At 71.5% G+C, this 9771-nt stretch carries 11 protein-coding genes and 2 pseudogenes; 8 read left to right on the forward strand and 5 right to left on the reverse strand.

The window, feature by feature from the left end:
* Window positions 1-1151: pseudogene (gene glp / locus I0Q12_RS23805) on the reverse strand (gephyrin-like molybdotransferase Glp); the annotation flags it as partial.
* Between the two features lie 159 nt (window positions 1152-1310).
* On the opposite strand from glp, the gene moaA reads away from it, so the two are divergent.
* Together moaA and I0Q12_RS23815 are read left to right on the forward strand one after the other, a co-directional pair.
* Window positions 1311-2369, forward strand: a complete 1059-nt coding sequence (moaA, locus tag I0Q12_RS23810; RefSeq protein WP_197255335.1) for a GTP 3',8-cyclase MoaA — start codon at window positions 1311-1313, stop codon at window positions 2367-2369.
* Window positions 2362-2634: a MoaD/ThiS family protein gene (locus I0Q12_RS23815; protein ID WP_197255337.1), complete on the forward strand. Its 273-nt coding sequence runs from the start codon at window positions 2362-2364 to the stop codon at window positions 2632-2634. The genes moaA and I0Q12_RS23815 overlap by 8 nt, the downstream gene beginning before the upstream one ends.
* A gap of 9 nt (window positions 2635-2643) precedes the next feature.
* On the opposite strand, the gene I0Q12_RS23820 is transcribed toward I0Q12_RS23815, so the two are convergent.
* Together I0Q12_RS23820 and nadE are read right to left on the reverse strand one after the other, a co-directional pair.
* Window positions 2644-3432: an SDR family oxidoreductase gene (locus tag I0Q12_RS23820; RefSeq protein ID WP_197255339.1), complete on the reverse strand. Its 789-nt coding sequence runs from the start codon at window positions 3430-3432 to the stop codon at window positions 2644-2646.
* Window positions 3433-3464: 32 nt separating this feature from the next.
* On the reverse strand, window positions 3465-4304 hold the full coding sequence (nadE, locus tag I0Q12_RS23825) for an ammonia-dependent NAD(+) synthetase (RefSeq protein ID WP_197255348.1): 840 nt from the start codon (window positions 4302-4304) through the stop codon (window positions 3465-3467).
* A gap of 40 nt (window positions 4305-4344) precedes the next feature.
* Between nadE and I0Q12_RS23830 the strand changes: the two genes are divergently transcribed.
* Window positions 4345-5151: a fructosamine kinase family protein gene (locus I0Q12_RS23830; protein WP_197255350.1), complete on the forward strand. Its 807-nt coding sequence runs from the start codon at window positions 4345-4347 to the stop codon at window positions 5149-5151.
* Entirely contained in the window at window positions 5148-5696 is a 549-nt protein-coding gene (locus tag I0Q12_RS23835; RefSeq protein WP_197255352.1) for a nucleosidase, read from the forward strand. The genes I0Q12_RS23830 and I0Q12_RS23835 overlap by 4 nt, the downstream gene beginning before the upstream one ends.
* A 4-nt stretch (window positions 5697-5700) precedes the next feature.
* Here I0Q12_RS23835 and I0Q12_RS23840 read toward each other — a convergent pair whose 3' ends face one another.
* Complete coding sequence (locus tag I0Q12_RS23840) at window positions 5701-6501, reverse strand: META domain-containing protein (protein WP_197255354.1); 801 nt, start codon at window positions 6499-6501, stop codon at window positions 5701-5703.
* Window positions 6498-7136: a TetR/AcrR family transcriptional regulator gene (locus I0Q12_RS23845; RefSeq protein ID WP_197255356.1), complete on the reverse strand. Its 639-nt coding sequence runs from the start codon at window positions 7134-7136 to the stop codon at window positions 6498-6500. Before I0Q12_RS23845 ends, I0Q12_RS23840 begins: the two co-directional genes overlap by 4 nt.
* 100 nt (window positions 7137-7236) lie before the next feature.
* On the opposite strand from I0Q12_RS23845, the gene I0Q12_RS23850 reads away from it, so the two are divergent.
* The 4 genes and pseudogenes from I0Q12_RS23850 to I0Q12_RS33710 all read left to right on the forward strand — a co-directional run.
* Window positions 7237-7800: an NADPH-dependent FMN reductase gene (locus I0Q12_RS23850; protein ID WP_197255359.1), complete on the forward strand. Its 564-nt coding sequence runs from the start codon at window positions 7237-7239 to the stop codon at window positions 7798-7800.
* A gap of 137 nt (window positions 7801-7937) precedes the next feature.
* A complete protein-coding gene (locus I0Q12_RS23855; protein ID WP_197255361.1) occupies window positions 7938-8489 on the forward strand; it encodes a (2Fe-2S)-binding protein in 552 nt (183 codons plus the stop codon).
* The gene (locus I0Q12_RS23860) at window positions 8486-9487 is read left to right on the forward strand and encodes a xanthine dehydrogenase family protein subunit M (protein WP_197255363.1); all 1002 of its coding nucleotides are present in this window, start codon (window positions 8486-8488) and stop codon (window positions 9485-9487) included. Before I0Q12_RS23855 ends, I0Q12_RS23860 begins: the two co-directional genes overlap by 4 nt.
* Before the next feature lie 11 nt (window positions 9488-9498).
* Window positions 9499-9771: pseudogene (locus I0Q12_RS33710) on the forward strand (xanthine dehydrogenase family protein molybdopterin-binding subunit); the annotation flags it as partial.

A 9771-nucleotide genomic window follows, 5' to 3' on the forward strand; every position in this document is an offset into this window, starting at 1 on the left:
GCGACGTCGAGCAGCGCGTCGGCGCCCGACATCCCGGCGATGAGGTGTGATCCGGGTCCGGACACGACGGTCACGCCGTCACCGTCGCGGCGGGCCCGGAAGAACTGGCGCTTACCCGCCACCGAGGTCAGATCGGCGGTGAGCGGCAGCGTCAGCGGCTCGATCGCGGGCAGTCCCGCGGCGGTGCGCAGCAGCGGCCGGGTGAACACCTCGAACGAGATCAGCGCGCTGACCGGATTGCCGGGGAACGCCAGAACCGGAATCCCGTCGACGACCGCGGTGCCCTGTGGACCGCCGGGCTGCATCGCCACCGACACGAACTCGCCGCCGCGGGGACCGAGCACGTCCTTGACGACCTCGAAGTCGCCCTTGGAGACGCCACCGGAGGTGATCACGACTTCGGCGACGTCCGCGGCGTGCGTGAGCTTCAGGGCGAATTCCTCGGCGTCGTCGTCGCTGTGGTCGACGGACACGACCTCGGCTCCGTTGGCGAGCGCGCTGGCCGCGAGCGCCGGCCCGTTGGAGTTGAAGATCTTGCCCGGACCGAGATCGGTGCCGCCGAAGACGAGTTCGCTGCCGGTGGAGATCACCGCGACCCGAGGCAGGGCGCGCACCGGAACCTCGGTCATGCCGACCGCGGCGAGCGCGGCGATGTGCCGGGGCGCGAGGACCTGTCCGGCCGGGAGCAGTTCGGCGCCGGCGGCGATGTCGCTGCCGCGTTCGCGCACATAGGTGCCGGCCGTGACGGACCGGTGCACGGTGACGGTGGCCGGTTGCCCGTCGGTGGAGCTGTTGTCGGTGGTGTCCTCGACGGGGACGACGGCGTCCGCGCCCTCGGGGATCGGAGCGCCGGTCATGATCTTCCGCGCGGTGCCCGCCTCGTGGACGGACATCTCGGCACCGGCGGCGAGCACTCCGCGCACCGGCAGCGTCACCGGCACGGTCGCGACCGCGGCGGCGTCGACGGCGTAGCCGTCCATCTGGGAGTTGCGGAAGGCGGGCAGATCGATGGGTGCGAGGATCGGTTCGGCCAGCACCCGGTTCAGGGCCCGGGCGAGCGGCACCTTCACCGTCGGCCTCGTTCGCAGCGGCGCCAAGAGCGCCGCGACGTGCTCCACGTGTTCCTCCACGGACCGCCTGCCGCCTGTCATGCCCGCAATCCTAGGCACACCGCGCGCGGAGACCGTTGCGGTAGGCCGTGCGACGCGCAGGAGGGGACCCCGGACAGCCTCCGGCGACCGGCCGGGGAGGTGTCTTCCGCCGCGAATCGGACGGGAGCGGCATACTGGCGTCATGACGGCGGTGATCCGATGACGACGATCGATGTGGGGATTCCGTCCGTGCGAGTCGCCACGGACGACGTGTCCGATCGTCCCGACACACCGGAACTGGTGGACCGCTTCGGTCGCGTGGCCCGCGACCTGCGCGTGTCGATCACGGAGAAGTGCTCCCTGCGCTGCACGTACTGCATGCCGGAAGAGGGGTTGCCCGCGATTCCGCGCGAGAACCTGCTCACCGCGGCGGAGATCGTCCGGCTCGTCGGGATCGGGGTCCACCTGCTCGGCATCGAGGAGGTCCGCTTCACCGGCGGCGAACCGCTCATGCGCCGCGACCTCGAGGAGATCATCGCCGGATGCGCCGAGGTCGCGCCGGGCACTCCGCTGGCCGTGACCACGAACGCGGTCGGGCTCGCGCATCGCGCGGCGGGGCTGGCGGCGGCCGGTCTGACCCGCGTGAACATCTCCCTCGACACCGTCGACCGCGACCACTTCGCGCGGCTGACCCGCCGCGACCGCCTCGATTCGGTGCTCGCCGGCATCCGCGCCGCCAACAGCGCCGGATTCACGCGGGTGAAGATCAACGCGGTGCTCATGCCCGACACGCTCGCCGGCGCCGCCGACCTGCTGCAGTGGTGCCTCGACGAGCAGGTCGAACTGCGGTTCATCGAGGAGATGCCGCTCGACGCCGACCACGCGTGGGCGCGGGAGAACATGGTCACCGCGCAGCGGCTGCTCGACGTCCTCGGGGAACGGTTCGAGCTCACCGAGACCGGCCGGGAGGATCCGTCCGCTCCCGCGGAACGGTGGCTGGTGAACGGCGGTCCCGCCACGGTCGGCATCATCGCCTCGGTGACCCGGTCGTTCTGCTCGGACTGCGACCGCACCCGCCTCACGTCCGAGGGCACGGTGCGGTCCTGCCTGTTCAGCGACACCGAGACCGATCTGCGGGCGGCGTTGCGCGGCGGTGCGAGCGACGAGGAGCTTGCCGCGGTGTGGCGCGGCGCGATGTGGAACAAGTGGGCCGGGCACGGCATCGACGCGGCGGATTTCGCCCCGCCGCAACGCAGTATGGGAGCTATCGGTGGGTGATCAGGTGACCGGCATCGAGGTGCGGTACTTCGCGGCGGCCGTCGACGCGGCGGGCCGGGAGAAGGAAACCGTCGAGCTGGCGTCGCCGGCGGATCTGGGTGCGTTGAAGGCGGCGTTGATCGAGCGGCACGGCCCGGACATGGAACGGGTCCTGAAGGTGGCCGCATTCCTCGTCGGATCGGGTCCGGACGCCGAGCTCACCCGGGACCTCGCCCGCCCCGCCGGGGAGCGCGTCGACGTGCTGCCCCCGTTCGCCGGGGGATAACCCACTCGGTCAGCCGGCGGTCCGCTCCGCGAGCCACTGCGTGAAGGTGATCGTGCCGTCCCGGTGGTCGGGGACGAGGTTCTCCCCGGCACGCCAGAAGCGTCCGAGACCACCGGGCAGCCGGATCGGCGCCACCACCCCGCGGACGCCGGCCGCGCGCTTCCACTCCCGCACGAGGTCGTGCATCGGCAGGATCTCCGGACCTCCCACGATCTGCGGGACGCCCGCCCGGCCGGGTTCGTCCGGCGGAGCGTCCGCGGCGTCGGCGAGCGCGCGGGCGACGTCCCGGACGTCGATGGGCTGGAACGCGGTGTCGGTGAACGCGGGTAGCAGCCCGACCTGCGCGGCCGGGCCGCACAGCATCGGCACGAAGCTGTGGAACTGCGTGGCCCGCACGATCCGGGTGTCGAGGCCGGAGTCCCGGTAGCGCCGTTCCTGCTCGCTCTTGGCCCGGTAGTAGGCCAGCGGACCGCGATCGACGTTCACGATCGACAGCAGCACCATCCGCGTCACGTGCGCGGCGCCGGCCGCGGCGAGCAGATTCGCCGCGCCGGTCGTCAGCACGGGCCGCGCCCGCCGCGATTTGCCGTCGGTGGTGTCGACCACGACCTCGACGCCGGTGAGCGCCTCGGCCAGCCCCGACCCGGAGATCAGGTCGGCAGGGGCCGGTTGCGCACCCGCGATCGGGCTGCCGCCGCGCCGGCTGAGCACCCGCACGTCGTGGCCGCGGCCGAGCAGTTCCGCCACCACCGCCGCGCCTGCCTCGCCGGTGCCACCGGCCACCAGTACCGTCGCCATCGTTCCCTCCCGTCGGGCGGGTGCGGGACCCGTCAGCGCCACCAGGTGTCGTACGGCGTGACCGGGACGGTGCGCTTGTGCCGGGTCTTGAGGAAGACCTCCTCGACCTTGGCGGCCAGTTCGTCGGTGACGGGCTTGCCCTCGAGGTAGTCGTCGATCTCGTTGTAGGTCATGCCGAGCGCCGCCTCGTCCGGCAGTGCCGGACGGTCGTCCTCGAGGTCGGCGGTGGGAACCTTCTTCCACGTGCTGTCCGGCGCGCCGAGTTCACGCAGGAGTTCCGCGCCCTGACGCTTGGTCAGGCCCGTCAACGGCGTGAGATCGACACCGCCGTCGCCGAACTTGGTGAAGAAGCCGGTGACGGCCTCCGCGGCGTGGTCGGTGCCGACGACGAGATAGCCGAGTTCCCCGGCGATCGCGTACTGCAGCATCATCCGCTCGCGGGCCTTGATGTTGCCGCGCACGAAGTCGCGCAGCCGGATCCCCTCACCGAAGATCTCCGCCATCGCCTCGCCGGCTTCGGCGGCGCTCGCGTCGGCCCCGGGCTTGACGTTGACCCGCAGCGACCGGTCCGGCCGGATGAAGTCGAGCGCGATCTGCGCGTCGTGTTCGTCGGCCTGCTCACCGTAGGGCAGGCGAACGGCGACGAACTCGACGTCGTAGTGTTCGGCGCGCAGTTCCTCGACGGCGAGCTGTGTCAGCCGGCCGGCCAGCGTGCTGTCCTGGCCACCGCTGATGCCGAGGACGAATCCTTTGGCGAACGTGCTGCGCAGGTAGTCTTTGAGGAAGTCCACCCGCAGTCGGATCTCGGCCTGCGGGTCGATCGTCGGCTTGACGCCGAGTTCTTCGATGATCTGGGCGCGAAGAGTCGTCATTCGCAAAACCCTAGCGGTGTCGTTGCGGCGCCGCGCGCCTATGTCCGGCACACCGGGCAGACTCGGTGCGGTGAACAGCGACCGTGTCTTTCGCAAACACGATCCGGGTGCGCACCCGGACTTCTACCGCGCCGAGGCGGCCGGTCTGGAATGGCTCGCGCGGGCCGGGCTGCGGGTGCCGCGGGTGCACCGCGTCGACGCCCGGTCCATCGAACTCGAGCGGATCACCGAGACCGCGCCGGATGCGGCGGCGGCCCGGGAGTTCGGGGCACGCCTGGCGATCGCGCACGATGCCGGCGCCGACGGGTTCGGTTGCGCGCCCGACGGATTCGACGGCCAGATCTTCATCGGCCGTCGACCGATGAGCAGCACGGTGCACGCGGGCTGGGGCGAGTTCTACGCGATGGAACGCGTCCTGCCCTTCGTCGGGATCGCGGTCGAGGCCGGCCACGTGACCGCGCGGCAGCTGCCCGACATCGAGCGGGCGTGCGCGCTCGTCGCGTCCGGGGCCTTCGACGACGACGAACCGCCCGCCCGGCTGCACGGCGACCTGTGGAACGGCAACGTGCTGTGGTCGCCCGACGGGGTGGTGGTCATCGATCCCGCGGCACACGGCGGGCACCGCGAAACCGATCTCGCGATGCTCGCGCTGTTCGGCTGCCCGTACCTGGACGACGTGCTCGCCGGTTACGACTCCGCGCATCCGCTGCGACCCGGGTGGCGCGAGCGGGTGCCGCTGCACCAGCTGCATCCGCTGGCGGTGCACGCCGCAGGATACGGTTCCGGATACGGGCGAGCGCTGCACCGGGCGGCGCTCGCGACCCTCGACATCGGAGAACGCACGTGAACGGGATTCTTGTCGTCGCCGCCACCAAGAGCGAGGCCGCCCATGTGCCGAAGCGCTTCGAGACCGTGATCACGGACATCGGGAAGGTCGCGGCGGCGGTCGCGGTGACCGAGGCGCTGGCCGCGTATCCGCGGGACGCGCGGCCGCTGGTCGTCAACATCGGAACCGCCGGTGCGCTGCATTCGCACCACGGCGGCCTGTACGTGCCGTCGACGGTGATCAACCACGACATCAGCAGCGAGATCCTGCGCAGCCTCGGACATCCCGTGCAGGACGTGCTCGAGCTGCCCGACGGCGACGGCACGGTGCTGGCCACCGGGGACGCGTTCGTCTCCGACGCCGAGGTGCGCGACGCGCTCGCGACCCGCGCCGATCTCGTCGACATGGAGGGGTTCGCGATCGCGTTCGCTGCCGCCCGCATGGGCGCGCGGTGCCGGCTCGTGAAGCACGTCAGCGATCACGCCGACGAGTCCGCGCTGGACTGGCCGGCGCAGGTCGACGAGAGCGCCCGGATTCTCGCGACCTGGCTGGCCGACCGGTACTGAGCCGCTACCGGGCGGTGAAGCCGAGCCCGTCCACGCCGTTGGGGGCGGTGATCCGCATCGTGGCGGCGTCGATCTCGTAGACGGTCTCGCCGGCCAGCACCGCCAGCACGTGGTTCTCGACGGCGGCCACCTCCGGGTCCGGGCACGCCATGCGGGTCGTGGCGAGCGGCCCGAACGTCAAGGTGCCGTCGCCGATCTGCGCGGTGCCGGTGAACTGATTGCATCCGGTGCTGCCGCTGACCGACCCGTCCTCGTCGACGAGCAGGCTGGGCGCGGACCGCTCGAGCGCCACCGACGTGACGGTCGCGTCCGGGGTGTACATCGTGGTGGCGACCCATTCGGTGCCGGTCAGCGGCCGGTCCGGATCGACGACCTTCTTGTCGGTGAGCGAGACGGTCACCGCGTCGCCGGTGAGGGTGAGCACGTCGCCGTCGACGGACCACTGTGGATCGGCGTCGAACAGTCCGGTCAGCCACGCGTCGGCGCCGTCCTTCGGGGGCGGGCAGGCCATCATCGTGCTCGCCAGCCGATCGGTGCGCAGCACCCCGTCCGCGAGATCGACCTCGCCGACCGCACGGTTGCATCCGGCGGTGGCCGCGATCCGGCCCGGCTCCGGGAATTCGACGACGAGCGGACCCTCGCCCGGGATCGGGGTGCCGGTGACTTCGGTGGAGACGAACGTGCGGCCGATCAGGGCGGCGGGGTCCGTTGCGGACGATGTGGCGTCGGCGCCCTCGTCGCTGCTGCAGGCGGTCGCGACGACGGTGAGAGCAAGTGCGGCAAGAACTCCGAAGGTGCGGCTCATGCCGTCACAGTACGGTCCGGATCGTCCGAATCGGGGGAGGCTGCGACGCGGCGCACCAGATCGGACCAGTTGTCGGAGAGCCGGTCGAGGCTGTAGCCGAGGTTGCGCCACTGGTGCAGCACGAGGGTCGCCTCGAGGGAAGCGCACAGGGAGTGCGCCAGCAGAGGCACGTCGCCGCCGACGTCCGCGGCCCGCAGCAGCGTCTCGATGTGGGTGCGGGTGACCGCCCGGGCGGGTGCGTCGAACCGATTGGAACTGGACGCCTCCGCCGCGCGCAGCAACTCGCCCTGCACCTCGACGAGGGCGATCCGGGCCCGGCCGAACGCGATCAGCCGGTCGACGGGATCGGCGCCGGGGCCCAGCGGCGGGGGACCGGTCATGAACGCTTCCTGGAATTCGCGTTCGGTGTGGTCGAGCAGCGCCTGCATCAGGCCGCCGCGCGATCCGAAACGGCGGAACACGGTGCCCTTGCCGACCCCGGCCCGGGCCGCGACGGCTTCCATCGTCACGGCATCGACACCGCGTTCGCTCACCAGGAGGGTCGCGGCGTCGAGGAGAAGGCGCCGGTTGCGGGCGGCATCGCATCGCTCGGCGGTGTGCTCGTCGTCCGCCCGGGGCAGGGGGATGGTGTTCACGTCATCACAATAGCCGCCCCGGGAATGAAAGTGGACCGCGGTCCGTTTATGCTTGTCGTGGGTAACCGGCCCACCCCTGGATCAAAACGAAGGATGACCCATGTCCCAGACGCGCATTCTCGCTCTCGTCGGCAGCCTCCGCTCCGCCTCCGTCAACCGTAAGCTCGCCGAGGCCGCCGCCGAACTCGCACCCGAGGGCGCCGAGGTCGTCATCTACGAAGGCCTGGCCGACGTTCCCTTCTACAACGAGGACATCGACGGCGAGAACGCCCCGGCCGCGGCGGTCGCGCTGCGTGAAGCCGGTGCCGCCGCCGACGCCGTCGTGCTGTTCACCCCCGAATACAACGGCACCATCCCGGCCGTGCTGAAGAACGCCATCGACTGGCTGTCGCGCCCCTACGGCTCCGGCGCCATCGCCGGCAAGCCCGTCGCGGTCGTGAGCGCCTCCCCGAGCAGCAACGCCGCCAAGTGGGCGCTCGAGGACACCGTCAAGTCCGTCGGCATCGCCGGCGGCAAGGTCGTCGAGGGCGGCTCGCTGTCCGTCGGCGGCACCATCGGCAAGTTCGGTGAGGCGCACCCGAAGGAGCACGCCGAGACCGTCGGCCAGCTCACCGAGGTTCTCGTCAACCTTCTCGCCGCCGAGAAGGCCCTCGTCGACGCCTGACATCTCCGTCGCACTTCACAGGCCCCCGCATCGCATCCGCGATGTCGGGGGCCTGCGTCGTCCGGTACCGCGCCGAGCCGGGTTTCCGGCCCCGAATCGGGGGAACTCCATCCGAAGACACACGGATCGGAGGGAACATGTCGAACGGCGCGGACCACCCGGAGACCGGCGACCACTGGCACACCGTCACCCTGCGCGTCGACGGACACGAACGGCGCATCGTCGTGGACGTGCGCACCACCCTGCTCGACGCCCTGCGCGACCGCATCGGCTGCATGTCCCCGAAGAAGGGTTGCGATCACGGCCAGTGCGGTTCGTGCACGGTCCTGCTCGACTCCCGCCGCGTCGTGACCTGCCTGGCCCTCGCCGTCTCGCACGACGGCGCCGACATCGTCACCGCCGCCGGACTCGCCGAACGGCCGAGACATCCGCTGCACGACGCGTTCGTCGACCACGACGCGTTCCAGTGCGGCTACTGCACCCCCGGCCAGATCTGTTCGGCGACAGGCATGCTCGCCGAGTTCGACCGCGGCGACCCCAGTGCCGTCACCTCTCCGGGCGGTTCACCCGAGCTCGACGACGCCGAGATCCGGGAGCGGCTGAGCGGCAACCTGTGCCGCTGCGCCGCCTATCCCAACATCGTCGCCGCGGTGCGCAGCGTCGCCGCGAACCGGGAGGCCAGGCCGTGAGACCACTGCAGTACCTCCGGCCGGAGAATCCCGAGGCAGCGGTCGCCGCCATGCACTCCGCGCCCGGCGGCGCGTACCTCGCCGGCGGGACGAACCTCGTCGACCACCTCAAACTCGGCGTCACCGCCCCCGATCTGCTCGTCGACATCTCCCGCCTGCCGCTCGACGGGATCGAACCGACCGCCGACGGGGGAGTGCGGATCGGCGCGACCGTCTCCAACACCGACCTCGCGGTGCATCCCACCCTCCGCGACCTCTATCCCGGACTGTCGCAGGCCCTTCTCTCCGGTGCCTCCGCGCAGATCCGCAACGCCGCCACCGTCGGCGGCAATCTGCTCCAGCGCACCCGCTGCGTGTACTTCCGGGACCCGACCACCCCGTGCAACAAACGAGACCCCGGCAGCGGCTGCGCGGCCCTCGGCGGATTCAACCGCCAGCACGCGGTCCTCGGCGGCTCCGACCGGTGCGTGGCGACCCACCCGTCCGACATGGCCGTGGCGATGGTCGCGCTCGACGCGGTCGTCGTGGTGCTGGGCACGACAGGGGAGCGGCACATCCCGCTCGAGGAGTTCTACCGGCTGCCCGGGGACGACCCGCAGAGCGACACCGTTCTCGACCACGACGATCTCGTCGTCGCGGTGGAGCTTCCCCCGCCGCAGAACGCGGTCGCCTGCTATCGGAAGGTGCGCGACCGGGCGTCGTACGCGTTCGCGCTGGTGTCCGTCGCCGCGGACCTCACCGTCTCGGCCGGCACCGTCACCGGCTGCCGTCTCGCCTACGGCGGCGTCGCAACCCGGCCGTGGCGCGCCCACCGCGCCGAGGAGGTCGTGCTCGGCCACGCACCCGACGACACGACGTTCGCCGCGGCCGCCGACGCCGAACTCGCCGACGCCCGGCCCCTCGACGGCAACGCCTTCAAGGTGCCGCTGCTGCGCCGCACCACCGTGGCGGTGCTGCGCGACCTCACTGCACGAGCGACCCGGGAGGAACGATCGTGACCGCATCGCACATGGCGATCGGAACCTCGACGCCGCGCGTCGACGGCCCGCAGAAGGTCGCGGGCACAGCGCCGTACGCATACGAACATCCCGTCGATCATCCGGCCTACCTGGTTCCGCTGACCGCGGCCGTCGCCCGCGGGACGATCCGGGCCATCGACACCGACGCCGCGCTGGCCGTACCCGGGGTCCTCACCGTGCTCACCCCGCAGAACGCACCCCGGCTCGTCGAACCTGCCCGCGGCGAGCATCGCGTGCTGCAGAGCTTCGAGGTCGCGTTCCGC

The sequence above is a fragment of the Rhodococcus sp. CX genome (genome assembly GCF_015865005.1).
In the GTDB taxonomy this organism is placed as follows: domain Bacteria; phylum Actinomycetota; class Actinomycetes; order Mycobacteriales; family Mycobacteriaceae; genus Rhodococcus.

Excerpts from the sequence above, each read along its gene's own strand:
- moaA (WP_197255335.1), top strand. The coding sequence starts at position 1,311 with ATGACGACGATCGATGTGGGGATTCCGTCCGTGCGAGTCGCCACGGAC.
- I0Q12_RS23820 (WP_197255339.1), bottom strand. The coding sequence starts at position 3,432 with ATGGCGACGGTACTGGTGGCCGGTGGCACCGGCGAGGCAGGCGCGGCG.
- nadE (WP_197255348.1), bottom strand. The coding sequence starts at position 4,304 with ATGACGACTCTTCGCGCCCAGATCATCGAAGAACTCGGCGTCAAGCCG.
- I0Q12_RS23830 (WP_197255350.1), top strand. The coding sequence starts at position 4,345 with ATGTCCGGCACACCGGGCAGACTCGGTGCGGTGAACAGCGACCGTGTC.
- I0Q12_RS23840 (WP_197255354.1), bottom strand. The coding sequence starts at position 6,501 with ATGAGCCGCACCTTCGGAGTTCTTGCCGCACTTGCTCTCACCGTCGTC.
- I0Q12_RS23850 (WP_197255359.1), top strand. The coding sequence starts at position 7,237 with ATGTCCCAGACGCGCATTCTCGCTCTCGTCGGCAGCCTCCGCTCCGCC.
- I0Q12_RS23855 (WP_197255361.1), top strand. The coding sequence starts at position 7,938 with ATGTCGAACGGCGCGGACCACCCGGAGACCGGCGACCACTGGCACACC.